The organism is Alsobacter sp. SYSU BS001988, from assembly GCF_054796215.1.
The window spans coordinates 312382-336156 of record NZ_JBTAMK010000001.1; the positions used below are offsets into that span (position 1 = coordinate 312382).

Sequence of the window (23775 nt, forward strand, 5' to 3'; positions counted from 1 at the left end):
CGGAGCTCTCCCGACGTCGCAAGAAAATGAAAAACCTGAACCGTTTGTAAGTAAATCCAGCCGATTCTGCGCCGGACACGAGAAGCCCGGCGCCCATCGACTCCGCCCCCCTTCGGGACGATTCACCACGACGCCGGGACGATTCAATCCAGGGCCGCCCATCTGGGCGGCGCGCCCCGCCCAGGTGACTCCCTATGTCCTCCGTCTTTCGTGCGTGCTCGAAGCTTTCCTTCAAGGTCCCCGCCATCGTGCTCAGCGGCGCGGTGGTGAGCGCCGTCGCGGTCGGGACCATGGCTTTCCAGATCGCGCGCCGCTCGGCCGTCGAGCAGCTCCAGACGAGCTTGCAGTCGACCGTGCAGAACCGGGCCATCTCGCTCGAGCGCTACATGCGCCAGGCGCAGACCAATCTGAGGCTCGTGTCCGAGACGCCGACCATCTTCGAGGCGCTCAGCAACCTGGGCAACGACTACAAGTCGAAGGGCGCCGAGGCCGAGGCCCTGCTCCAGAAACTCTATATCGACGACAACCCGTTCAAGGACGGCGAGCGCTGGAAGTACAAGGGCGAACAGGACGACACCAGCTACGGCTTCTATCACGAGAAGGTCCACAAGACGCTGGACCAGTATCGCCAGCAGTTCGAGTTCGCAGACATCCTGATCATCGATCCCGCCGGCAACGTCGTCTATTCAGGCGTGAAGAACCGGGACTTCGGGGCCAATGTCGTCTCCGGCAAGCTGAAGGACAGCCCGCTGGCGCGAGCCTTCGCGCAGGCCATGCAGAAGGCCGGCGCCGGCGACGTCGCCTTCGTCGACACCCAGCCTTACGCCCCGATAGGCGGCGCGCCGACGAGCGTGCTGGCCAAGGCCCTGGTCACCGATGCGGGCGTCTCCATGGGCGTGGTCGCCGCGACGCTGACCGCCGCGTCCATCTCGCCCACCATCAACCGCCAGATCGGCGAGACCGGACAACTCTTCGCCATCGGAGCCGACGGCCTGGCGCGCACCCAGCTGGTCCTGCATTCCGAGCCGACCGCCGGCAAGCTGCGCTATGAGGCGCCGGCCGTGAAGGCGGCGCTGGCCGGCCAGACGAGCAACGGCCAGGACATCGGCACGGGGGGCGAGCCTTCGGTGGTCATCGCGGTCCCGGCCAAGGTCCCGGGCGGAACCTGGGCGGTCGTGGCCGAGCAGACGCTGCGCGAGGTCGAGGCGCCTCTCATCGCCATGGGCAAGCTGATCGCCCTGGTGGCGGCCGGCATCCTGGCCGGCGTCGCGCTGCTGGGGTGGCTGGCGTCGCGCACCATCTACCGGCCGATATCGGCGCTGAAGGACGCGGTCGGCCAGCTCGTCAAGGGCGAGACGGTCGAGATCGCGGCGACGGCCCGGGCCGACGAGATCGGAGAACTGGCGCGCTCGCTCAAGGTGATCCACGAGACCGGACTGGCCTCCGCGCGCATCCGGTCGGCGCTCGACAGTTCGCCGGCGATGATCATGATCACCGATGCGGATGAGCGCATCGTCTATGTCAGCCGCTCGCTCGACCGGTTCCTGCGCGGCATCGAGCATTGCTTCAAGGCCGGCCGCGCGGACTGGTCGGTCGACGGCCTCGTCGGCTCCCCGATCGCCCAGGCGCGCGACAACCCCGCCATCCAGCGCAGCGAACTGGGCGAGGCAGGCGGCGCGACGCTGATCCAGTACCGCATCGGCGGGTACACGCTGAACATCGCCATGACGCGGATCGAGGGCCGCGACGGCGAGGCCATCGGCCAGACCATCGAGTGGCGCAACGTCACCGAGGAGCTCGCCGTGCAGTCCGAAGTGGCCGCGATGGCGGCGGCGGCGGCGGCCGGCGACTTCAGCCAGCGCGTGCCGCTGGAGGGCAAGAGCGGCTTCATGCGCGACCTCTCGTCCGCCATGAATGAGATGAGCGCCGGCGTCGACGCGGCCACGAGCGACCTGGCGACGGCGCTCGGGGCGCTGTCGCAGGGCGACCTCACGCACACGATCTCGGCGGAGTATCGCGGCCGCTTCGGCGATCTCAAGGACGCGCTGAACGACACGGTCGCGCGCCTCGCCGAGACCGTGGCCGCCATCCAGACCACCGCCGTCGACGTCAGCGGCGCGGCCCGCGAGATCAACGCCGGAGCGGACGACCTGTCCCGCCGCACCGAGGAGCAGGCCTCCTCGTTGGAGGAGACGGCCGCCACCACCGAGGAGCTCGCCGCCTCCGTCAAGGCGTCGGCGCAGTCCTCCCGGCAGGCCGTGGACCTGGCCGAGGAGGCCATGCGGGTCGCCGAGAACGGCGGCGCCATCGTCACCCAGGCGGTCGACGCGATGTCGCGCATCGAGCAGGCCACCCAGAAGATCTCCGACATCACCTCGGTGATCGACGAGATCGCCTTTCAAACCAACCTCCTCGCCCTCAACGCGGCCGTCGAGGCCGCCCGGGCCGGCGAGGCCGGGAAGGGCTTCGCGGTCGTGGCGTCGGAGGTCCGCACCTTGGCCCAGCGCTCCAGCGACGCCGCCAAGGACATCTCCGGGCTGATCGCGTCCTCCGACCAGGAGGTGTCGAACGGGGTCAAGCTGGTGCGCGCCGCGGGCGATGCGCTGGGCAAGATCGTCAGCGCCTCCCACAAGGTGGCCAGCACCGTGGGCGACATCTCCAGCGCCGCGAGCGAGCAGGCCAACGGCATCGACGAGATGAGCCAGGCCGTGGCCCATATGGACGAGATGACCCAGCAGAACGCCGCGCTCGCGGAAGAGAGCGCCGCCTCGGCGTCCTCCCTCGCGTCGCAGATCGAGCGGCTCAACGAGGTGGCGGCCACGTTCAAGACGCATCATCGCGCCGAGAGCCGCGCCGCATCGGTCCGGCCCGCGGCCTCCTCGGAGCCGGCGCGCTTGCGCCAGATCGCCGCCGAAGCGTTCTCGCGTCCCGCCGCCAAGGCCGCCGCGAAAGCTCCGGCCGCCGCCCCCAAGGAGCCGTCGAGAACGCCGAAGGCGGAAACAGCCCCGGCTTCGGCCAGGCGCGCCGCCGGGGGCCGTCACGGCGCTCCGTCGTCCTGGGACGAATTCTGAACGATCGCGGAGCCGGGGCCGAAGGGCCCCGGATGTCCCTCCGGCCCGAAATTGCACGCAACCTAAGATTGATTTTTATCCGTTCTGCAATTCAATTAAGTCTTCCGTAAAATCCGTGCCGCAGGCTGGCGGGCGTCATCGAACAATCGATTCGCTCAGCAGGTTTGCTCATGTTCTTCCGATACCGCCGCTCCATGGGCCTTCAGCTCACCCTGGGGATCCTCGCCGCCTGCCTGGCCACCGCAGGGCTCGTGGGAGGGCTAAGCTTCTCGTCGATGCGCAAGAACGCGCTTCTGCAGCTCGACCAGGAGGCTCTCGCCGGGCGGGACAGGGCCGTGCTCGCGCTGGATGAGATCGGGGCTCGCGTCCTGTCCCATGCGTCCCTGCTGGCGATCAATCCGGACGTGGTCGCGGCGGCGCGGGCCAAGGAGCCGGCCGCGGCGCGCGCCGCCATGGTCCGGCTGTGGGAGGAGATGCGCCGCTCCGACCCGGCCGTCTCGACGCTCGAACTCACGGACGCCCAAGGGGTGGTCCTGATGCGCGGACACCGTCCGGACGCGTTCGGAGACGACATGGCGGGCGACGCCCTCGTGAAGTCCGCCCTGCAGAAGCAGGCCGTCCGGGGCCTGGCTGCGTCGCCGGCCTCCGGCGAACTGGCCCAGGACGGCGTCGCCCCGGTCCTGTCCGGCGGCGCGCTCGTGGGCGTGGTCAAAGTCGGCTCCTCCCTGCGCGACAAGACGGCCTCGGAGATCAAGCGCGTTTCGGGCGTCGAGACGCTGTTCATGGTCGGGCACGCCATCAACGGCGCCTCGATCGAGGGCGTCGGGGCGCTGACCTTGCCGCCCCTGTCGGACCAGGGCTCGGGCGTCCTCGACGTCAACGGCCGGACCTACCGGATCGCGGTCGCGCCGCTCAAGACGCCGGGACCCGCGAGCGCTCAGGTCGTCACGCTTCTGGACCAGGCCCACGCCATGGGCGAGATGTGGGACTTCGCGCTCAGCTTCCTGCTCGAAAGCCTCGCCGTGCTGGCGGTTCTCGCGCCCGTCGTCGTGGTGATCACCCGACGCTTCGCGGCCCGCACGGCGCGGCTGACCGCCGCCATGACGGCCATCGCCAAGGGCGACCTCGCCACGACCGTCGATTTCGCCGAGCGCGAGGACGAGCTCGGCGCCATGGCGCGGGCCGTCGGCGTGTTCCGCGACAGCGCCTTGAAGATGCGCGGCATGGAGGCCCAGGATCGTGCGGTCGCCGCCGAGCGGGTCGCCCGTGCGGAGGCCATGACCTCCGTGGTCAACGACGTGGCGGTCGTGGTGGCGGCGGCCGCCGCCGGAGACTTCAGCGCCCGCCTGGAGATCACGAGCGCCGACGGCGAATTGCGCCGCCTCGTTCAGGGCATCAACGAGATCAACGCCGCCGTCGACAGCGCCACGACCGAATTCGCCGCGGTGCTCGGCTATGTGGCCGAAGGCGACCTGACCCGGACGGTCGAGACCACCTATCAGGGCCGTTTCGCCGCCCTGAAAACCGCCGTGAACGACACGATCTCGCGCCTGGCCAGCGCGGTGTCCACCATCCAGGTCGCCGCCGTCGACGTCGGCGAGGCCGTCAAGGAAATCAACTCGGGCGCCGACGACCTGTCCCGGCGCACAGAGGAGCAGGCGGCCTCGCTGGAGCAGACGGCTGCGACCACGGAGGAGCTCGCCGCCTCCGTGAAGGCGTCGGCGCAATCGTCCCGCCAGGCCGTCGACCTCGCCCGGCAGGCGATCGGCGTCGCCGAGACCGGCGGCGAGGTCGTCACCGAGGCCGTCGCGGCGATGACCCGCATCGAACAGGCGTCGCAGAAGATCAACGACATCAGCTCGGTGATCGACGACATCGCGTTCCAGACCAACCTCCTGGCCCTCAACGCCGCCGTCGAGGCGGCCCGGGCCGGCGAGGCCGGCAAGGGCTTCGCCGTCGTGGCCTCGGAGGTGCGCACTCTGTCGCAGCGCTCCAGCGACGCCGCCAAGGAGATCACGGACCTGATCAACTCCTCCACCCAGGAGGTCGCGCAGGGGGTCAAGCTGGTGCGCTCCGCCGGCGAGGCGCTCGGGCGCATCGTCGACGCCTCCCGCCGGGTGGCCAGCACCGTCGAGGAGATCTCCGGCGCGGCCAGCGAACAGGCCAACGGCGTCGACGAAATGAGCAAGGCCGTCGCCCACATGGACGAGATGACGCAGCAGAACGCCGCGCTGGCCGAAGAGAGCGCCGCGTCGGCGTCTTCGCTCGCCTCGCAGATCGAACGGCTGAACGAGGTGGTGGCGACCTTCCGCACCGACGCCGGGGACGCGCGCCGCGGAGGAGCGATGCGACCGCCGCCCGCCGCAGTCAGGACCACGGCGCCCGCCGCCCGCAGTCCCGCCCCGCCGCCCAGGCCGAACCCCGCCGCGGCCGGCTCGCCCCCCAGCAGCGAGCCCGAGCGCCTGCGCCGGCTCGCCGAGCAGGCCTTCGCGGGCCCGGCGCCGGCGGCCAGCCGGCCTCGTCCGGGATCCAAGGTCGGAAGCGTCAAGGCCGCTGGCGCAGCCTCGGGCGGCGGCTGGGAGGAATTCTGACCTTCCGCGCGTCCTGAGGCCCCCTGCCCCGCCTGTCGCGAACCGACGCCCCTTTCGGGCGTTGGGGAGCCGAAGCGGGCGCTGCGCAGGCATGCGGCCCGAAACGCAGGAGATCCACCCATGACTCAATCGTTCAAGACCGGCCTCGTGGCCCTCGGCGCCCTGACCCTCAGCGCCGGCCTCGCCCTCGCGCAGTCGGCCCCGCAGCTCGGCTCGGGCGCCGGCGGCGGCGTCCCCGGTTCGGTGGTGAACCCGGGCGGCCGGGCCAGCGGCATGTCGGCGGGCGGCGTCTCCGGCGGCGCCGGGACCACGACCCGCCTGCGCAGCGGCTACGCCTATGACGTCTCCGGCATGGAGACCGGCGTGATCGTGCAGACCCCGGGCGGCATGGCCGAGACCGGTCCGAGCATGAACTGGAAGTGGGAGCAGTGCGCCAAGCTCTACAAGACCTTCGATCCCCAGTCGGGCACCTTCATCGGCGAGGACGGCCTGCGCCATCTCTGCCAGTAAGTCGCCCATGCTAGGGGCCGGCCCGCAGGGCCGCGCCGTCGAAAGCCCGTCCCGCCCCCCGGCGCGGCGGGCTTTTTCGCGCCCGGACTCAGTCCTCGGTGCGGTTGAGGATGCGGGCGCGGACGTTGCCGGGAAGGCCGCGCAGTTCGGTCACGACTTCGCGGGCGTCGAAATTGTCGCCGTCGGCGTCGAGGACCACGTAACCGACCTCGCCGTCGGTCTGGTAATATTGCGCGGCGATGTTGATCCCGCGCTTGGCGAAGACCGACGCGAGGCGCCCAAGCATGCCGGGCATGTTGCGCTGGACCTGGATGAAGCGAACGCCCGACTGGCGGGGCGGGAGTTGCACCTGCGGGAAGTTCACCGCGCCCAGGGTCGAGCCGACGTCGCTGTAGTCGATCAGCTTGCGGGCCACCTCGCCGCCGATGCGCTCCTGTGCCTCCTCGGTCGAGCCGCCCACATGCGGCGTCAGGATGACGTTCTCAAGGCCCTGCAGCGGCGAGACGAAACGCTCGGCGTTGGAGGTGGGCTCGACCGGGAACACGTCGACGGCCGCGCCGCGCAGCCGGCCGGACCGCAGCGCGTCGGCCAGGGCGTCCAGGTCGACCACGGTGCCGCGGCTGTTGTTGATCAGATAGGCGCCCCGCTTCATCCGGGCGATCTCGGCCGCCCCGATCATGCCGGCGGTGCCGGCCGTCTCCGGCACGTGCAGGCTCACCACGTCGCTCTGGGCCAGCAGCTCGGAGAGCGACTCGGTCGGCTCGGTGTTGCCGTGGCGCAGCTTGTCGGTGAGGTCGAAGAAGATCACCCGCATGCCCATGGCCTCGGCCAAAGTCGACAGCTGGCTGCCGATATTGCCGTAACCGACGATGCCCAGCGTCTTGCCGCGCACCTCCAGGCTGTCGGTGGCCGACTTGTCCCAGCCGCCCTCATGCGCCTTCAGCGACCGCGGGAAGATGCGCCGCAGCAGCATCACGATCTCGCCGATGACCAGCTCGGCGACGCTGCGCGTGTTGGAGAACGGCGCGTTGAACACCGGAATGCCGCGGCGGCGGCCGGCCTCGAGGTCGACCTGGTTGGTGCCGACGCTGAAGCAGCCCACCGCGACCAGCCGGTCGACCTGGGAGAAGACCTCCTCGGTGAGCTGCGTGCGCGAGCGTATGCCCAGAATGTGGACGCCGCGGACCGCCTCGCGCAGGGCTTCGCCGTCGAGCGCCTTGGGAAGCCGGGTGAGATTGGTGTAGCCCGCCGCGGCGAACAGGTCGGCGGCGCTGTCGTTGACGCCCTCCAGCAGGAGGACGCGGATCTTGTCCTTGGAGAGGGACAGGCGGTCGTTCATCGAAGGCCTCGGGCGTCGGCGGCGCGTCGGGCGCGCGGCAATCGCCTGCGGTCTAGGCGAGCCGGGGCGCGCGCGCAACAGCCCGCCTCGACGCGTCGCGATGGCCGAGACGATCGAGGGAGCGCCGCGGATGCGGCCCGCCCGTTCCCGGCGCGCAGGAATCCGACGCTTGCCGCGACGTTGACAACGGGCAACCGGATCTTAGAATCAGGTCATCATCTACTCGTTTTTACTTAGGACGCTTCGCGCTTTTTCTTTATTGGCGGCTTTGCGGACGAAGTTTTCTTCATCTTTGATTCAGTCCGCTCATGAATCCTGCAACCGCCGATCGGCCCTCGCCCGACCCGACGCCGCCCGCCGCGGGCGAGCGCGGGACGGCGGCCCAAGCCGGGCGGCGCTGCGCGCTTCGGGCGCTGGGGGTCATGATGTTCAACTCTCTCAATATCGGGCAAAAGCTCGGAATTCAGGCGGCGCTCGGCGTCGTCCTCGCCCTGGGGCTCACCGCCAACCAGCAGTGGTCGTCCCGGAAGGTGGAAGCGCTCACCACCCAGAGCGAGCGCTCCGAGACCCTGGTGCGATCCGTCCAACAGGCCGAGGAAGCCTTCGCCAAGGTCCAGATCCTCAACCGCGACATCCGTCTCGCCGCCACGGTCGAGCAGGTGGAGAAGGCCGCCGCCGCCCTGCCGGGGCTGAAGGCGACCGGCGCGGAGTTCATCGATCAGGCGCTCGACTCGGCGACGATCGAGGCCAATCGCAAGCGGCTCGTCGAGATCCGCTCCGACTTCGACAAATACGCGCAATCGGTGGCGGACGTCGCCGCGGTCCAGAAGGAGCGCACCGCGGAGCTGCGCAACCAGGTCGAGACGGCCGGCCAGTGGGACCGCCAGATCGCAGCCGCCCTGGCGGCCGCCGAGCAGGCGGACCCCGTCACCAAACGCGACCTGGAGCTCGGCCTGCGGCGGGCGAACGACGCCGTCATGACCGCCCGCACGGCCATGTGGCGCTACGAGGCCACCGGCGAAGAGGCCCTCCGGGCCACCATGACGGAGGGCTTCGCCGGCGTCGCCCGCGACATCGAGCGGCTGCAGAGCTTCCTGTCCGAGCCCAACCTGGCCGACGCCATGAGCAAGCTTCCCGGCGTCGTCGGCAAGCTGCGCGCCATCGTGGATCGGTGCGTGGCGCTGCGGGACGCCCAGGCCAAGATCGTCGCGGAGCGTGCCTCGCCGCTGCGGATCCACATCGGCGACTTGCTTGGCCAGGTCCGGGCGGCGGTGAAGGAACGCGATGAATGGGTGTCCAAGGAGCTGCACGCCGCCACCGCCTTCGGCGACGCGATGGGCCTCGGGCTCGCGGCGCTGCTGCTCCTCTACATGGTGGGGAACGCCCTTGCGGGGGTGCTGGGCGTGGCCCGTCCGATCGGCCGCATCGCTGGCGTGCTGGAGAAGCTCGTGGCTGGCGACCTCAGCGTCGAGGCGCCCTATGTGGAGCGCAAGGACGAAGTCGGCGCCGCGGCCCGCGCGGCCCTGGCGTTCCGCGAGAACCTGGTGCGCACCGCCGCCCTGGAGGCCGACGAGCGCGCCGCCGCCGCGCGGCAGGCCGAGGCCGCCAAGATCATGACCGAGGTGGTCGAGCAGGTCAGCGCCGTGGTGGCGGCCTCCGCCGAGGGCGACTACTCGCAGCGGGTCGGGCCGACCCGGGCCGGACCCGAGCTGCAGGCGCTCGTGGACGGGGTGAACGCCATCAACGCCGCCGTCGACCAGGCCACCAGCGAGATCGCGTCCGTGCTGGACAGCATCGCCGGGGGCGACCTCACCCGGACGGTGGAGACCCGCTACAAGGGCCGCTTCGGCGAGCTGCGCGGCTCGATCAACGAGACGGTCGCCAAGCTGGCCGAGACCGTCTCGACGATCCAGACCACCACGGTGGACGTCGCCGCGGCGGCGACGCAGATCAACACCGGGGCGGACGATCTCTCCCGCCGCACCGAGGAGCAGGCCTCCTCGCTGGAGGAGACGGCGGCCACGACCGAAGAGCTCGCCGCCTCCGTCAAGGCCAGCGCGGCGGCGTCCAACCAGGCGGTCGAGACGTCCCAGCAGGCCCGCAAGGTGGCGCATGACGGCGGCGAGATTGTCGCCAAGGCGGTCGACGCGATGGCGCGGATCGAGGCCGCGTCGCAGAAGATCACCGACATCACCTCGGTGATCGACGACATCGCCTTCCAGACCAACCTGCTCGCCCTCAACGCGGCCGTGGAAGCGGCCCGCGCCGGCGAAGCCGGGAAGGGCTTCGCGGTCGTGGCGTCGGAGGTCCGCACGCTGGCGCAGCGCTCCAGCGAGGCGGCCAAGGACATCACCGGGCTGATCAACTCCTCCACCGCCGAGGTGGCCCAGGGCGTCGCGCTGGTGCGCTCGGCCGGCGAGGCGCTGGACAAGATCGTGGATGCGTCCAGCAAGGTCGCCGCGACCGTGACGGAGATCTCGGAGGCCGCCCGCGAGCAGGCCAACGGCATCGACGAGATGAGCCAGACCGTCGCCCACATGGACGAGATGACGCAGCAGAACGCCGCCCTGGCCGAAGAGAGCGCCGCCTCCGCGAGCTCGCTGACGGGCCAGATCGACCGCCTGAACACGCTTGTGGCGGGCTTTAAGACCCGCGCCGGCGGCGTCGTCGAGCGGACGCGCACGCCGCCGCGGACCGAGCCGGAGCGCCTGCGCGAACTGGCCGCCGAAGCCTTCGCCCGGCCCGCCGCGCCCGCCAGGCCGGCGCCTGCGGCGAAGCCGGCCCAGCCGGCCAGGCCGGCCGCCGGCAAGGCCGCTCCCGCCCGCCCCGCTCCCAAGCGCGCCGCCTCAGGCGGGTGGGACGAGTTCTAGCGCCCCCGCGCCAGCGCGTTCTCGACGCGAAAGGCCCCGCTTGGTCCAAGCGGGGCCTTGTTCTTTTCGAACAGCGTCGGCTCCCGCGGCGACTGGCGCGAACTCCGGCCGAGACGCGTGGATAGGACCGCGGCCGGAGGCCGCGCCGCGAGGCGTTCGGAAAGCGGGTATGCGTGGAAAATTGGGGAGATTTGGCGCGCCCGGAACGATTCGAACGTCCGACCCTCAGATTCGTAGTCTGATGCTCTATCCAGCTGAGCTACGGGCGCGGGGTGGCGGAGCGGCGTGGCCGTCCGTCACGGGCGCTTGAATAGCGGCTCGGGAGGGGATGCGCAACCCCTCCCGAGCCTTCGCGCGCGATTTTGCGGCGTCGGCCCCGGAGCCTCAGCGGCCCCAGCGCAACGCCAGCGGCTGAAGCTCCTGGGCGAGTTCGAGCAAGCCCTTGCGGGTCTCCGGATGCAGCGGCTCCAGGGGGTGGCGCACGGCGTCGCTCTTGATCACGCCGCCTTCCATCATCACCGTCTTGGCGGCGCGCAGGCCGCATTGGCGGTTCTCGTAGTTGATCAGCGGCAGGATGCGCGCGTAGGCGGCCTGGGCCTCGGCGCGCCGGCCTTCCCGGTGGCGCTCCACCACCGGCTTGATCAGATCCGGCAGCAGCGCGCTCGACATCGTGCCGGTGGCGCCGGCGTCGAGGTCGGGCATCAGGGTGATGGCCTCCTCGCCGTCGAACGGCCCCTCGATGGCGGCTCCGCCGGCCGCGATCAGGCCGCGCAGCTTGGCCGCCGCGAAGGGCGTCTCGATCTTGAAATACGTCACCTGCGGGACCTCGCGGGCGAGCCGCGCCAGGAACGGCACGGACAGCGGCACGCCGCTCAGCGGCGCGTCCTGGACCATGATCGGGATCGGGGCGGCCGCGGCGACGCGGGCGAAATGCTCCAGGATGCCGGTCTCGTCGGCCCTCAGGCCGGTCCCGTGATAGGGCGGCATCAGCATCAGCATGCTGGCGCCGGCCTCGGCGGCGCGGCGCGCCCGGTCGGCCGCGATCCGGGTGCTGAAATGGCTGCAGGTGACGATGACGGGGACGCGGCCGGCGACGTGCGACAGGCTGACGTCCAGCAGCACGTCGCGCTCCTCGTCGGTGAGCAGGAACTGCTCGGAATAGTTGGCCAGGATGCAGATCCCGTCGACGCCCTGGTCGATCATGCAGTCGAGCACCCGGCGCATGCCGTCGAGGTCGAGATCCTGCCCGTCCGTGAACGGCGTCGGAGCGACGGGGAAGACGCCCCGATAGGGCGTGGCGCGGACGGACATGGGTTCCTCCTCAGGCATCGACGGGGCGGCTTCGGCGCCGCCTCCCTTCGGCCGAGATGACCGGGAACCCGCCCCGAACGCAAGAGCGTCGGCGGCATGGCTCGCTCCCGTCCCGTGGCCCGGAGGGCCGGCGCTTGCAATCCCGCCAGCGTCCGCTTGCGCCCGGGCCGTGAACCGCGCCGCCTGAAGGACGTTTCGACGGTCTGGGACGTCGCTGCGCCGCAGCATCCGCCCGGCCGCCGGCCTGTCCCCGCATCGAGACCCTCTGATGACCGAAACACCGAGGCTCGCCGCCTGGTCCCCCCGCATGCTGAGCGTGCCGCGCATCATGACGGGCTTGCTCTTCCTGGAGCATGGGACCCAGAAGATCCTGCATTTTCCGGCGGGCGGGAACAGCCCGGCCCTGGCGAGCCTCTCCGGCATGGCCGGCGTGCTGGAGCTGGTCGGGGGCCTCCTGATCGCGCTCGGACTGTTCACCCGCCCGGCGGCGTTCCTCCTGTCGGGCCAGATGGCGGTGGCCTACTTCCTGGCGCATGCGCCGCGCAACTTCTTCCCGGTGAACAGTGGCGGCGACGCCGCCATCCTGTACTGTTTCGTGTTTCTCTATTTGGTCTTCGCCGGCGCGGGTCCCTGGAGCGTCGACGCCCGGCGGCGCGGCCCGTTCTGAGGCGCCGCGGGCTCAGTCCAGCGTCTGCCGGAACCGCACCACCGCGACCGTCATGGCCACGAGCGTGAAGACCCCCATGGCGACGATGTCGACCTGCAGGTCCGCCGCGCCTGCGCCCTTGAGCATGACGCCGCGCACGATGCGCAGGTAATGGGTGAGGGGAATGATCTCGCCGATCGCCTGCGCCCAGTCCGGCATGCCCCGGAACGGGAACATGAAGCCAGAAAGCAGCATATTGGGCAGGAAGAAGAAGAACGACATCTGCATCGCCTGCAGCTGCGTCGTCGCGATGGTCGAGAAGGTGTAGCCGACCGACAGGTTGGCGACGATGAACAGCATCGTCAGGGCGACCAGGAGCCCGAGGTCGCCCACGATCGGCACATCGAACAGCCCGTGCCCGGCCACCAGGATGACGCCCATCTGCAGGCCGCCCACCAGCGCATAGGGGGCGATCTTGCCGAGCATGATCTCGACCGGCCGGATCGGCATGGCGAGCAGGCTCTCCATCGTGCCGCGCTCGATCTCGCGCGTCACCGAGAGCGCGGTGAAGATCAGCATCGTCAGCGTCAGGATCACGCCCATCAGCCCGGGCACGATGTTGAGCTGGGTCTCGCCGGTCGGGTTGAAGCGGCGATGGATGCGCAGCTCATAGGGCGTCGGCCGCGGCGCGAGGGCGCCCGTCGGACCCATGAGCTCGCGCGAGAACACGCTGGCCGCGAGCCCCTGCAGAGCCGAGACCGCGCCCCCGGTGGCGGTCGGGTCCGTGGCGTCGGCGATGACCAGCAGCGCGGGGCGCTCGCCCCGGATGACGTCGCGGCCGAAATGGGCCGGGATCTGCAGGGCGAACTGCACCTTGCCGCTGAGGAACAGGGCGTCGAGCTCGTCCTCGGAGCGGGCCAGCTCGGTGACGGCGAAATAGTCGGTGGCCCGCATGGCGGCCACGAAGGACCGGGCGAAGGCCGAATCGTCCTGGATCAGCACGGCGGTGGGCAGGTGCTTGGGATCGGTGTTGATCGCGTAGCCGAACAGCAGCAGCTGGAAGATCGGGATCATGATCATGGTGGCGAAGGTGATCCGGTCGCGCCGCAGCTGGATCAGCTCCTTCAGGAACGTGGCCCAGAACCGTCCGAAGGACGCCCGCAGGCCCTCGGTGCGGCCCGCGCCGGCGGAGGGCGGCTCGGCGGCGGTCATCCGAAATTGTCCTTGGCGCGGCTCATCAGGTCGATGAACACGTCCTCCAGGGTCGGCTCGCCCGGCGTCCAGACCTGCGGGCCGTCCCGCCTGAACGGGGCGGTGGCGGCCTCCAGGGCGTCCTTGTCGCGGCCGCTGACATGCAGCGCCGCCCCGAAGGTGGCCACCATCTCGACCCCCGGCGTGCCCTTGAGCCTGTCGCCGAGTTCGGCGAGGTCGGGCCCGGTCACGGTCCATGTCGCCAGATGGGCCTGGGCGACGACCTCCGGAACGGTCCCGTGGGCCAGAAGCTCGCCATAGGCGATATAGGCGATCTCGTGGCAGCGCTCCGCCTCGTCCATGTAGTGGGTGGAGACCAGCACGGTCAGGCCCTCATGGGCGAGCGCGTGGATCTCGTCCCAGAAATCGCGCCGCGCCTTGGGGTCGACGCCGGCCGTCGGCTCGTCGAGCAGCAGCAGCTGCGGGCTCGGCAGGATGCAGGCGCCGAGCGCCAGCCGCTGCTTCCAGCCGCCCGAAAGCTCCCCGGCCAGTTGCCCGGCGCGATTCTCCAGGCCGAGCCGCGCGATCGCGTCCTGGGCCGACCGGCGCGGATTCGGCATGCCGTAGACCCGGGCGACGAATTCCAGGTTCTCTCGGATCGAGAGGTCGGCGTAGAGCGAGAAGCGCTGCGTCATGTAGCCGACATGCCGCTTGATCTGCGCCGACTGGGTGAGGATGTCGTAGCCGAGGCATGTCCCGTGGCCGCTGTCGGGCGTCAGCAAGCCGCACAGCATTCGGATCGTGGTCGTCTTGCCGCTGCCGTTCGGTCCCAGGAAGCCGTAGATCAGCCCTCGCCGCACCTGCATGGTCAGGTTCTTGACCACGGTCCGGGTCCCGAAGGTCTTGCTCAGCCCCTCGACGTCGATGACGATGTCGGGCGCCGGTCGGGCGATGGGCGCGGCCGCCGTCATGGCGCGGCCCCCGCGGACTCCACCGTGACCGGCAGCCCGAGCGGCAGCTTCACCTCGCGGCCGGGAAAGCGCGCCTCGGCGCGGAACACCAGCTTGCCGCGCTCCTGTTCGCTGAAGATCACCGGCGGGGTGAACTCCGCCTCGCGCGAGATGAAGGCGACCACGCCGCGCAGTCCCTCCGGGCAGCTGTCGCAGGACACCGCCACCTCCTGGCCGAGCATCAGCGTGGAGAGGACGGTCTCCGGCACGTAGAACCGCACCCGCAGATTGGCGGGGGGCAGCAGCGAGAGCACGGGCTGGCCCGCATTCACCACCTCGCCGGCCCGGAAGAAAACGTCCTGCACCCGCGATGCCGCCGGGGCGAAGACGCGGCGCTTGGCGAGGCGCGAGTCCGCCTGCTCCAGCATGGCCCTGGACGCGCGCACCGCCGCTTCGGCGGCGTCGATTTCGGAGGTCCGGCCGGAGATCTGCGCCGCCTGGATCAGGCTCTGCGCCTCCTGCAGGGCCGCCTTGTCGCGCTCATAGGTGGATTCGGCCTGGTCCAGCCGCGCCTTGGCGGAAATGCCGCGGGCGAAGAGCTGCTGCTGGCGTTCGAACTCGCTTTTCGACAGGTCCAGCGTGGCCTTCGCCCGCTCCTCCTGGGCGCGCAGCACGGCGATTTGCTCTGGCCGCTGCAAGGCCGCCTTGAGGTTGTCCAGCATGGCCTGGGCCTGCGTCAGCCGCGCCTGCGCCTCGGACTTCTGGGCGGCCTGGGAGGAGGATTCCAGGCCGAAGAGGAACTGGCCTTCCTGCACGGCGTCGCCGGCCTCGACCGTCAGGGTCTCGATACGGCCGCCGTCCTCGGCGGCCATGTAGACGAGGTTGCCCTCCACATAGCCCTGCCAACCCGTCTCCGGGTCGCGGTCGCGCAGGACGTACCAGAACGCCGCCGCTGCGATTCCCGCCAGGACGACGAGCGCCAGCGCGATGCGGACGGGCTTCATGGCCGCCCCCCCTGCAGGCCCCGCATCAGGACGTCGACATGGGCGTCGAACATGCCCTGCACGTCGAGCGGCTCCAGCGCGTCGAAGAAGCTGGTCCAGAGCAGCGCGACCACGAGCGGGGCGGCGGCGAGCTGGGGGAAGCGCTCCAGCGCGTCGGAGGCGAGTTCTCCGCGCTCCACGCCGCGCCGCGCGATGGCCCGGATCAGCGCCATGCCGCGCCCCACCACCTCGCGGTGGTAGAAGGCCGCGAGTTCGGGGAAGCGCCCCGCCTCGCTGAGGACCAGACGGGCGACCTCGCGGCGGCGCGTGCCGAGGATCTCGGTCCGCACGCGCGAGAACAGCATCCTCAGGAGGTCCGCGGTGGGCAGGTCGCTGGCCAGCATCGCCTCGCCGATCGCCGCGACCGGCCCGCCGATGGAGGTCTGGACCAAGGCTTCGAACAGCGCCTGCTTGGAGGCGAAGTAGAGATAGATCGTGCCCTTGGCGACGCCCGCCCGGGCGGCGACGTCGTCGAGACGCGAGGGGGCGAAGCCGCTCTCGGCGAAGACGTCGAGCGCCGCCGCTAGGATCGCCTCGCGCCTGTCTGCGGCCGAACGCTCCGGCTGCGCCGCCCGCGCGGCCTTGCGCGCTCCGGACCGCACGGCGGGAAGCCTGCCCATGAGAGCCCTCCATCCAGCGTATGACTGACCGGTCAGTCATACGCTCCTGGCGTGCTGCGCGCAAGGGTTGTGCTCGGCGTAGGACAGGATCAGGCGGCCGGCGTCAGGGCGCGCCCGCGCCGGTCAGGCGCGCGATGGCCTCTTCCAGATCCGCCATGCCGTAGGGCTTCATCAGGAGGACCATGCGGTCGTCCATCACGAGGTCCTGGGAGGGCTCCAGGCCGGTGGCGACGATGATGGGCAGGGTCGGGTGCAAGGTGCGGATCGCTTCCAGAAACGTCTCCGCCCGGACGTCGTCGGCCAGCCCGAGATCCGAGATGACGAGGTCGACGGCGCCTCCGCGGATGACGTCCAGGGCGTCCGCGACTGTATCCGCCTCCACGGTCCTGTGCCCCAGATCCTGCAGACTGTCGGAGATGCTGACGGCGATGCGAGGATCGTCTTCAATCACCAGGATGCGCATGAGACCGGCACTCCGCTGCCCTCCAGACTAGCATGCCGGATCCTGCCGCGTCACGGAGTGCGGGGCGGGCGCCGCGCCGCAGCCGCTCAGGGCCGATTCAGCAGGCGCACGAGGTCCGGGACATAGGCCTGGCCGTGGCCGGCCGCGACGGCTCCCGTCAGGGCCCGGACGACGCCGTCGACGATCTCGTGCGGCGCGCCGGCCTCCTCCGCCATGGCGCGGAAATAGCCCATGTCCTTCAGCGCATTGTCCAGCGTGAACGGCACCGCGCCGGCGTCTCCCGCCACCATCGAGGGCGCCATGCGCTGCAGCGCCACGCCGGCTCCGCCGCCCTTGGCGAGCACGTCGACGAGGACCGCGGGATCGACGCCGGCGAGATCGGCGCTGGCGGCGGCTTCGGCCAGCAGCGCCATGAAGCCGATCGAGACATAGTTGTGCAGCAGCTTCATGCGGTGGCCGAAGCCGACCGGTCCGACATGGCTGATGTTCTCGGTGAAGGAGTCCAGGACGGGGCGGATCTCCCGCAGCGTCTCCGGATCGCCGCCCACGAGCAGGTTGAGCGTGCCCTCATGCGCGTGCCTGGCCGTGCGGGTCATGGGCGCGTCGATGAAGCGGCCGCCCGCCGCCTCGACCGCGGCCGCCATCTTCTGCGTCGACTCGGGCATCGCGGTGGAGCAGTCCACCACCACGGCGCCGGGCCTGAGCTTCTCCAGCACGCCGCCCTCGCCGGCCAGCACCGCCTCGACCTGGGGCGAGCCGGTGACGCACAGGATGATCACGTCGGACGAGGCGGCCACGGCGGCGGGGCTCGACGTCACGCGGGCTCCCGCCGCGATCAGGTCGTCGAGGGGCTGGTTGCCGGGATGGTCGAGAACCGTCAGGGGAAAGCCCCCTCGTCCCAGGACGTTCCGGGCGATCCCGTGGCCCATCAGGCCGATCCCAACCATTCCAACGGCGGTCGTCATTGTCGTCGCTTCTCCGGGCGCGGCGGTCGCGTTGCGGACCTTAGAAGCTTTTCGCGCGCGGCCCAAGACGGCGCCATGCGGACGAAATCGCATCAAATGCCAGCAAGGCGGGTTCCTCGGCGTTCACGCGTTTTGCTTTCGCTGCGCCGGTCTTCACACCTCGTTAAGCGCCGGAAACCCACTTTCGTCCCACAACTTCAGCGTGTGGCGACCGAGTATGCATTCGAAGACTGTCATTATGTTGGGCATCGCGGTCCTGACCGGAACGGGCGCCGTCGTGACCGGCAAGATGTGGCTGGACAAGAAGGCCGGCCAGCGTCTCCAGGCCATCCAGCCCGAGACGCTGAGGCCCACCGCCGACCGCACCATCGTGGTGGCGGCGACGCCGCTGCGCTACGGCGTCGAGATCACCCGCCAGCAGCTGCGCGAGATCCGCTGGCCCGAGGGCGACGTCCCGAAGGGCGCGTTCGCCACCATCGCGGAGGTGCTGGACCCGCAGGTGCGGCGCATCGCGCTGGCTCCCATGGAGGAGTCCGAGCCGCTGCTGCGCATGAAGGTGACCGGCCCCGGGCAGCGGGCCTCGCTGACGGCCCTGATCGAGCCCGGCATGAAGGCGGCGTCCGTGCGGGTCAACGACATCAACGGCGTCGCGGGCTTCGTCCTGCCGGGCGAGCGGGTCGATCTGCTGCTGACGCGCACGCTGGACAAGGGCGAGGCCTTCACGGACGTGCTCCTGCAGGGGGTGAAGGTGCTGGCGGTGGACCAGAGCGCCGACGAGCGGGCCGAGAAGCCTTCGCTGGCGAAAGCCGTCACTTTCGAGGTCAACACCGCCGACGCGCAGAAGCTGGCCCTCGCCACGACGGTGGGTTCGCTCAGCCTGGCGCTTCGGGCGGCCGGGTCGACGACCGCCGAGGCGACGGCCCGCGTCAAGGTGGAGGACCTCGCCGACGCCTCTCCCGCGCCGGTCCTGCAGGCGTCCACGCCGGCGGCCTCCCCGCCGCCGAAACGCACGCTGCTGGTCGGGGTGACCCGCGGCATGAAGCGGCAGGAATACACGATCCAGACGCTGCCGCCGCCGATCGAGGAGACCGCCACGGTCCGGGCAACGGCGCTGGCGCCGAGGCCTTGACCCTGGACCGGCGGGCGAAGCCATGACCATTCCCGACCGGCTTTCGGCCCGGTGGACGGCGGACGACAGCGGCGGCGTCGCGATCCCGCTGGCGCTGTCGCTGCCGGTGATCGCCGCGGCCGCCATGCTGGTCGTGGACGGCGGGCGCCTGTTCAACCTGCAGACCTCGGTCCAGGCGGGCGCCGACGCGCTGGCGCTTGCGGCGGCGGCCGAGCTGGACGCCAAGCCCGACGCCATCATCCGGGCCAACCGCGCCATCGGCGAGCTGGTCCGCAACGACGCCCGCTTCGCCTCGGGCGGCGCGGCGTTGCAGGCCTCGGGCGTGCGCTACCTCAAGTCCCTGCCGTCGAGCGACGCGCAGGCGATCGCGTCGACCAGCGAGACGACCGACCCCGCCCTGGCGGCCTATGTGGAGGTGCGCACGTCCCCGGTCGGCTTCGGCTCGCTCTTCGCCAAGGCGGCGGGGGCGACGGGCTTTCCCACGCAGGTCTCCGCTACGGCGGTGGGCGGGTTCGACAGCGTCGCCTGCAACGTCACGCCGCTCTTCATGTGCAACCCGTTCGAAGGGTCCGCCCTCCCCCTGCAGGCCGCTGCGCGCGATCCGTCGTTCCGGCGGCGGCTCATCGCCATGAAGGCGAAGGGCTCGCAATACGGCGCCGGGAACTACGGCTACCTGCAGCCCGCCTACGGCAATGGCGGAGCGGCGGTGAAGGAATCGCTCGCGCTCGACAAGCCCAAGGGATGCTACCGCCAGAGCGGCGTCGAGCTGCAGACGGGCAACATCTCGTCGACGGCGGAGGCGATCAATGTCCGCTTCGACATGTATGACGGCGGCTTCTCCGGCAGCCGCGGCGATCCGGCGTACCGCCCCGCCCAGAACGTCCGCAAGGGCTACACGGGCTCGTCCTGCGGCGCTTCTCCCGCCTACGATCCCAGCCTGCCGCCCAAGGATCCCGCCAATCTGGGCAAGCCGCTGGGCCTGCCGCGCGATCCCTGCTTCTACGGCGCCGCGACCTGCACCTTCGGCGGAGCGGCCACCGCGGGCCGGATCGGCGGGGGCGACTGGGACTTCGAGACCTATTGGACGCGCAGCTTCGGCGGCGCATTTCCGAATGGCTGGTCCAACACGAACCGCCCGAGCCGCTACGAGGTGTACCGCTACGAGATCGAGAACGGGCTGACCACGCGCAGCACGGCGGGCGCGTCCGGGGCGGGCGAAAAGGGCGCGCCGGCCTGCTACACGGGCGGCGCTTCGACCCTGACGGACGATCCGGACCGGCGGCTCTTCGTGGGCGCCATCATCGACTGCCAGGCGGCGGCCGCGGCCGGGCAGCTGACGGGCTCGTCCGGCGGCGTCATCCCGGTCACCGGCTACGCGAGGTTCTTCCTGACCGAGCCGATGGACAAGAACGACGGCACGATCTGGGCCGAGATGGTGGAGCTGCTGGAGCCCGGCACTCCCGGCGCCCGCAACGTCATCCGCGACACCGTCCAGCTCTATCGGTGAAGCCATGGGGACAGCCCGCATCAGGATCGTCGAGGACGAGCGCGGCTCGGTCGCCGTCGAGGCGGCGCTGGCGCTGCCCTTCGTGATCGCCTTCGCCTTCGCGATCTTCGAGTTCGGCGGGATGCTCTACTCTTACGAAATGGTCCAGACCGGCGTGCGCGACGCGGCCCGCTACCTGGCGCGGGTTCCCGACCCGACCTCGTCCGAAACCCAGGCCCGGGCGATCGCCGTGACGGGCTCCCCCTCGGGCTCCGGCGCATCCCGCGTCGCCGGATGGAGCGACAGGGACGTGACCGTCTCCTACGCCAACGCGCCCAACCCGGTGGACGCCGTCACGGGCCTGCGGGCGTACCGGGGGAGCGACCCGCTGCGCATCGTGACGGTCTCGACCACGTTCCAGCCGCGGGGCCTCGGCCTTTTGTCCGCGATCGGCCTCGGGCCCCTCCGGGTCGCCGCAAGCCATACGGAACGCCATGTCGGCCAATAGGCGAGAGCGATCCTTCTGGGCCGACGAGGCCGGGGCCAGCATGGCCGAATTCGGCCTCGTGGCCGGCACGCTGGTGCTCGTCCTCATGGGCGTGCTCGATTTCGGCACGGCGTTCTGGCAGTACAACCAGGCCACCAAGGCGCTGCAACTCGGAGCGCGGCTGGCGGCCGTCTCGGATCCGGTCTCGTCAGACCTGAAGACCTATGACGGCACGTCCTCCACGGTGTTCCCGGGCGACGCCATGCCGTATTTCGAACGCCGCTGCAGCGGCGCGACGTCCACCTGCACCAACGGGACCTTCGACGCCGCGGCGCTGAACGCCATCGTGTATGGGCGCGGGGCGACGAGCTGCCCCGCCACGCCCCAGCGCCTTCCCGGGATGTGCAGCGCCTTCCCGCGCCTGCGGCCCCGCAACGTCGCGATCGACTACATCCAGACCGGGCTCGGCTTCGCCGGCCGCCCCGGCGGCTCGGCGCCCACCATCACGGTCCGGCTCACCGGGATGACCTATGACTTCATCGTCCTGAACCGGATGCTCCGGCTGCCGCCGCTCAGCATGTCGGGGCTGAGCGTGACGACGACCGCCGAGGACATGTCGGGCGGCTGAGCGCGCCCCTCACAACGGCCCGAAGGCGGGCGGCGGGACGCGCCGCCGCGAGGCCGCCTCATAGGCGGACGCGATCTCCAGAAGCACGTCCTCGCGGCCGGGCTCGGCCCGGAACACGAGCGAGAAGGGCAGCCCCGGCGCCGCGATCCGGGTCGGCTGGTCGGACGGCTCGGACAGGTATCGCGTTCCGTCCGGGCTGAGCCGGAATACGGGATCATAGACGACGTCGACATAGCCTGCCGGGATCAGGACTTCGGTCAGGCCGGCGTTCGGGCCGTTGAAGGACTCGCCGAGCAGGTTCTGGTCGCGCGGCGAGCCCGGCATGTTCGAGCCCGGATGCGGCGCCCCGCCGATGATGGCGGGCGGCAGCGGCGTATGCAGCCGCACGAGGGCGTCGAGGCGGTTCTCCAGGATCACCATCATGTCGACGCGCCGCAGCAGCTCGCGCAGCATGATGCGCTCGTTGACGCCCTGGCGCTGGCCGTGCGGGTTGCGCATGTCGGTCACCTCCTCCCAATTGCGGAAGGCGCTGCGCTGGTCGTCGCCCCAGAACTTCGACCGGGCGTTGAGGGTGGGGAAATCCGTCAGGCTCTCGCGAAAGCCCAGCGCCGCCCAATCGGCCGCGCGCCGCTTGAGATATTGCGGGATGTGGAACCGGAAGCCCATCGCCAGCTCCTGCTGCTGGACGACGGCGATGTCCAGGTTGCGCGGCGGCGCGATGCGCTCCTCGGAGAGCTCGATGAAGTAGTCGATCGGCTGCATGCGCCCGGAGCCGAAGACCTTGCCGGGCATGAACTCGGTCGGGGCGATCGCGGCGGCGAACTCCTCGAACAGCGGCTTGCCGTCCGGACCCAGCCGGAACAGAAGCTCCGGCATGAAGATCGGGACCATGCGGGCGAGAGCGCGGCGGAAGTCCACCGTCATGCGCTCCACGCGCGGGTCGGGGGTCCAGAGCGGATCGGAGGATTCGACCAGGGTCGCCCCGAGCCTGTCGCCGAGCACGTCCTGGATCTCGCGGACGGCCGCCGCGACGATCGGCTCCTCGCATCGGGACCCGGGCGCATGGACCATGGACTCGCGGATGATCCCGAGCCGCCGGCCGGCGAGGCCGCCATCGGCTCCTGAAGCCGCCGCGTGCCTCGCATAGCCTTCGGCCAGCACGGAGGAGCGGGGCACGGTGGTGAACGGGTCGCGCGGATCGTAGTAGCCGGCCACCGGGTCCTTGAGGGCGTCCAGCACCTTCGCGGCGTCGGCGATGGTGCGGCAGTGCACGCCGCTGCGGTCGACGTAGATGTCGGAGCCGATGGCCCCGCCGTCGAAACCCAGCATCGCCTTGTGCGGCAGGATCAGCGCCACGGCGTTGTGGTTGGACGGCCCCCGGCAGGAGGCCCGCGTCTCCTCCCCGAGGCTCGCCATCACCATGTTCGTGCTGACCGACAGGGCCGAACCGGAGCTCGACCCGAGCGAGGCCGAGCGGGTCGTGTCGTAGGGGTTGGACGGATTGCCGCCCCAGCTGCTGCGCTGGTAGCCGAGGACCGAGGGCAGGACCTTGTCCGGCGCGTGCCGGCCGCCGGGGTCGCCGGAGCGGCCGTTATATTCCGTCATCACCGCCTTGGCGAAGATGATCGCGCCCTTGCGGCGCAACTGGTCGACGAGGACATGGTCGCGCGCCGGGACGTCGATGTCGTAGCGGGCGTCGGCGCCGCCGGTGGAGCGCATGTCCTTGGCGTCGAACGCGTCCTTGAAGGAGAAGACCACGCCGTACATGGGCATGGCCTCCAGGTCGGGCTCGGTCCCATGGGCGGCGTCGAGCGCGGCGGCCTGCTCGAGGGCGTCCGGCAGGCGGCGGAAGAACTCGCAGACCGGCGGCGCGCCCGGCGGCAGCGGGCCGTCGTCGGGATGGCGGTCATAGTCGCCCCGGCAGGTGACCGAGCGCTCGCCGCGGATGTTCAGTGTGGCGAGCGCGTTCACCTGGCCGGCGTCGGGGATGCCGACGACCATCCCGTATTGCTGGTGGGCGGACGGATCCGACGCGGTCGCCTCCATGCGGCCGAACTCGATGGGCGGGCCGGCGTAGCGGTCGAACTCGGGCAGGATGTCCGCCGCCGCCGCCGTGCGGGTCGGAAAGCGCAGCGGCGCGCCGCCGCGCACGGCGCCCGGAACCTCGGGGACCGGGGCGCCGTCGGCCGTGACGAGCGCGCTGGCGACGCCGTTATAGGCCCTCACGCGGGCGAGATAGCCCTGCACCACCTCCACGCATGTCGTCCGGCCCGCCCGGATGGCGGCGTGAAGCTCCGCGATGGTGGCTTCCTCCAGCCGGAATGGCGCGCTGCGCCCATCGATCCGATCCGACATCCGCTCGCCCCCCTGCGTCCCGCTCTTTGAATCAGGTTTAGCGCGCGGGCCTTCGGCCCCGCAATGCGCCGCGGCTCGGGCCAGCCCCGCGTCGGGAGGCCGCCCGGCTTCCCGGAAGGG

Annotated in this window: 18 protein-coding genes and 1 tRNA gene; 9 read left to right on the forward strand and 10 right to left on the reverse strand. The window is 70.8% G+C overall.

The annotated features are described in order from the left end of the window. The first annotated feature begins 194 nt into the window (after positions 1-194). The 3 genes from ACYVO7_RS01355 (at position 195) to ACYVO7_RS01365 (ending at position 6172) form a co-directional block, all read left to right on the forward strand. On the forward strand, positions 195-3071 hold the full coding sequence (locus ACYVO7_RS01355; RefSeq protein WP_460448055.1) for a methyl-accepting chemotaxis protein: 2877 nt from the start codon (positions 195-197) through the stop codon (positions 3069-3071). 170 nt (positions 3072-3241) lie between these two features. Then, positions 3242-5662 carry a methyl-accepting chemotaxis protein gene (locus ACYVO7_RS01360; RefSeq protein ID WP_460448056.1) on the forward strand — a complete coding sequence of 807 codons (2421 nt, stop codon included), beginning with the start codon at positions 3242-3244 and terminating at the stop codon, positions 5660-5662. A gap of 120 nt (positions 5663-5782) precedes the next feature. Further along, positions 5783-6172 carry a BA14K family protein gene (locus ACYVO7_RS01365; RefSeq protein ID WP_460448057.1) on the forward strand — a complete coding sequence of 130 codons (390 nt, stop codon included), beginning with the start codon at positions 5783-5785 and terminating at the stop codon, positions 6170-6172. A gap of 88 nt (positions 6173-6260) precedes the next feature. On the opposite strand, the gene serA is transcribed toward ACYVO7_RS01365, so the two are convergent. Continuing rightward, complete coding sequence (gene serA / locus ACYVO7_RS01370; protein WP_460448058.1) at positions 6261-7511, reverse strand: phosphoglycerate dehydrogenase; 1251 nt, start codon at positions 7509-7511, stop codon at positions 6261-6263. 308 nt (positions 7512-7819) lie between these two features. On the opposite strand from serA, the gene ACYVO7_RS01375 reads away from it, so the two are divergent. After that, positions 7820-10381, forward strand: a complete 2562-nt coding sequence (locus tag ACYVO7_RS01375) for a methyl-accepting chemotaxis protein (protein WP_460448059.1) — start codon at positions 7820-7822, stop codon at positions 10379-10381. 192 nt (positions 10382-10573) lie between these two features. Here ACYVO7_RS01375 and ACYVO7_RS01380 read toward each other — a convergent pair. Together ACYVO7_RS01380 and ACYVO7_RS01385 are read right to left on the reverse strand one after the other, a co-directional pair. Beyond that, positions 10574-10650 (reverse strand) — tRNA-Arg (locus tag ACYVO7_RS01380). Between the two features lie 115 nt (positions 10651-10765). Continuing rightward, positions 10766-11692, reverse strand: coding sequence for a dihydrodipicolinate synthase family protein (locus ACYVO7_RS01385; RefSeq protein WP_460448060.1), 927 nt, complete (start codon positions 11690-11692; stop codon positions 10766-10768). Positions 11693-11960: 268 nt separating this feature from the next. Between ACYVO7_RS01385 and ACYVO7_RS01390 the strand changes: the two genes are divergently transcribed. Then, complete coding sequence (locus ACYVO7_RS01390) at positions 11961-12359, forward strand: DoxX family protein (protein ID WP_460448061.1); 399 nt, start codon at positions 11961-11963, stop codon at positions 12357-12359. 12 nt (positions 12360-12371) lie between these two features. On the opposite strand, the gene ACYVO7_RS01395 is transcribed toward ACYVO7_RS01390, so the two are convergent. From ACYVO7_RS01395 to ACYVO7_RS01420, 6 genes are all read right to left on the reverse strand, one after another. Next, on the reverse strand, positions 12372-13550 hold the full coding sequence (locus tag ACYVO7_RS01395; RefSeq protein ID WP_460448062.1) for an ABC transporter permease: 1179 nt from the start codon (positions 13548-13550) through the stop codon (positions 12372-12374). After that, complete coding sequence (locus tag ACYVO7_RS01400) at positions 13547-14500, reverse strand: ABC transporter ATP-binding protein (RefSeq protein ID WP_460448063.1); 954 nt, start codon at positions 14498-14500, stop codon at positions 13547-13549. The genes ACYVO7_RS01395 and ACYVO7_RS01400 overlap by 4 nt, the downstream gene beginning before the upstream one ends. Next, complete coding sequence (locus ACYVO7_RS01405; RefSeq protein ID WP_460448064.1) at positions 14497-15483, reverse strand: HlyD family secretion protein; 987 nt, start codon at positions 15481-15483, stop codon at positions 14497-14499. The genes ACYVO7_RS01400 and ACYVO7_RS01405 overlap by 4 nt, the downstream gene beginning before the upstream one ends. Then, positions 15480-16142: a TetR/AcrR family transcriptional regulator gene (locus tag ACYVO7_RS01410; RefSeq protein ID WP_460448065.1), complete on the reverse strand. Its 663-nt coding sequence runs from the start codon at positions 16140-16142 to the stop codon at positions 15480-15482. Before ACYVO7_RS01410 ends, ACYVO7_RS01405 begins: the two co-directional genes overlap by 4 nt. A 103-nt stretch (positions 16143-16245) precedes the next feature. Continuing rightward, positions 16246-16605, reverse strand: a complete 360-nt coding sequence (locus ACYVO7_RS01415; protein ID WP_460448066.1) for a response regulator — start codon at positions 16603-16605, stop codon at positions 16246-16248. An 86-nt stretch (positions 16606-16691) separates the two neighbouring features. Continuing rightward, on the reverse strand, positions 16692-17570 hold the full coding sequence (locus ACYVO7_RS01420) for an NAD(P)-dependent oxidoreductase (protein WP_460448067.1): 879 nt from the start codon (positions 17568-17570) through the stop codon (positions 16692-16694). Positions 17571-17808: 238 nt separating this feature from the next. On the opposite strand from ACYVO7_RS01420, the gene cpaB reads away from it, so the two are divergent. The 4 genes from cpaB to ACYVO7_RS01440 are packed head-to-tail and all read left to right on the forward strand — an operon-like array spanning position 17809 to position 21300. Further along, a complete protein-coding gene (gene cpaB / locus ACYVO7_RS01425; protein ID WP_460448068.1) occupies positions 17809-18699 on the forward strand; it encodes a Flp pilus assembly protein CpaB in 891 nt (296 codons plus the stop codon). 22 nt (positions 18700-18721) lie between these two features. Then, a complete protein-coding gene (locus tag ACYVO7_RS01430) occupies positions 18722-20206 on the forward strand; it encodes a pilus assembly protein TadG-related protein (RefSeq protein ID WP_460448069.1) in 1485 nt (494 codons plus the stop codon). Between the two features lie 4 nt (positions 20207-20210). Next, positions 20211-20693: a TadE/TadG family type IV pilus assembly protein gene (locus ACYVO7_RS01435; protein ID WP_460448070.1), complete on the forward strand. Its 483-nt coding sequence runs from the start codon at positions 20211-20213 to the stop codon at positions 20691-20693. Between the two features lie 40 nt (positions 20694-20733). Beyond that, positions 20734-21300, forward strand: a complete 567-nt coding sequence (locus tag ACYVO7_RS01440) for a TadE family protein (RefSeq protein ID WP_460448071.1) — start codon at positions 20734-20736, stop codon at positions 21298-21300. A 9-nt stretch (positions 21301-21309) separates the two neighbouring features. On the opposite strand, the gene ACYVO7_RS01445 is transcribed toward ACYVO7_RS01440, so the two are convergent. Beyond that, positions 21310-23655: an amidase family protein gene (locus ACYVO7_RS01445; RefSeq protein ID WP_460448072.1), complete on the reverse strand. Its 2346-nt coding sequence runs from the start codon at positions 23653-23655 to the stop codon at positions 21310-21312. Between the last annotated feature and the right edge of the window lie 120 nt (positions 23656-23775).

Bases quoted from the DNA above. Each gene is read 5' to 3' on its own strand.
- ACYVO7_RS01410 (WP_460448065.1), bottom strand. From the start codon at position 16,142: ATGGGCAGGCTTCCCGCCGTGCGGTCCGGAGCGCGCAAGGCCGCGCGG.
- ACYVO7_RS01375 (WP_460448059.1), top strand. From the start codon at position 7,820: ATGAATCCTGCAACCGCCGATCGGCCCTCGCCCGACCCGACGCCGCCC.
- ACYVO7_RS01420 (WP_460448067.1), bottom strand. From the start codon at position 17,570: ATGACGACCGCCGTTGGAATGGTTGGGATCGGCCTGATGGGCCACGGG.
- ACYVO7_RS01400 (WP_460448063.1), bottom strand. From the start codon at position 14,500: ATGACGGCGGCCGCGCCCATCGCCCGACCGGCGCCCGACATCGTCATC.
- ACYVO7_RS01360 (WP_460448056.1), top strand. From the start codon at position 3,242: ATGTTCTTCCGATACCGCCGCTCCATGGGCCTTCAGCTCACCCTGGGG.
- ACYVO7_RS01390 (WP_460448061.1), top strand. From the start codon at position 11,961: ATGACCGAAACACCGAGGCTCGCCGCCTGGTCCCCCCGCATGCTGAGC.
- serA (WP_460448058.1), bottom strand. From the start codon at position 7,511: ATGAACGACCGCCTGTCCCTCTCCAAGGACAAGATCCGCGTCCTCCTG.
- ACYVO7_RS01395 (WP_460448062.1), bottom strand. From the start codon at position 13,550: ATGACCGCCGCCGAGCCGCCCTCCGCCGGCGCGGGCCGCACCGAGGGC.
- ACYVO7_RS01365 (WP_460448057.1), top strand. From the start codon at position 5,783: ATGACTCAATCGTTCAAGACCGGCCTCGTGGCCCTCGGCGCCCTGACC.
- ACYVO7_RS01415 (WP_460448066.1), bottom strand. From the start codon at position 16,605: ATGCGCATCCTGGTGATTGAAGACGATCCTCGCATCGCCGTCAGCATC.
- cpaB (WP_460448068.1), top strand. From the start codon at position 17,809: ATGTTGGGCATCGCGGTCCTGACCGGAACGGGCGCCGTCGTGACCGGC.
- ACYVO7_RS01385 (WP_460448060.1), bottom strand. From the start codon at position 11,692: ATGTCCGTCCGCGCCACGCCCTATCGGGGCGTCTTCCCCGTCGCTCCG.
- ACYVO7_RS01440 (WP_460448071.1), top strand. From the start codon at position 20,734: ATGGCCGAATTCGGCCTCGTGGCCGGCACGCTGGTGCTCGTCCTCATG.
- ACYVO7_RS01355 (WP_460448055.1), top strand. From the start codon at position 195: ATGTCCTCCGTCTTTCGTGCGTGCTCGAAGCTTTCCTTCAAGGTCCCC.
- ACYVO7_RS01430 (WP_460448069.1), top strand. From the start codon at position 18,722: ATGACCATTCCCGACCGGCTTTCGGCCCGGTGGACGGCGGACGACAGC.
- ACYVO7_RS01405 (WP_460448064.1), bottom strand. From the start codon at position 15,483: ATGAAGCCCGTCCGCATCGCGCTGGCGCTCGTCGTCCTGGCGGGAATC.
- ACYVO7_RS01435 (WP_460448070.1), top strand. From the start codon at position 20,211: ATGGGGACAGCCCGCATCAGGATCGTCGAGGACGAGCGCGGCTCGGTC.
- ACYVO7_RS01445 (WP_460448072.1), bottom strand. From the start codon at position 23,655: ATGTCGGATCGGATCGATGGGCGCAGCGCGCCATTCCGGCTGGAGGAA.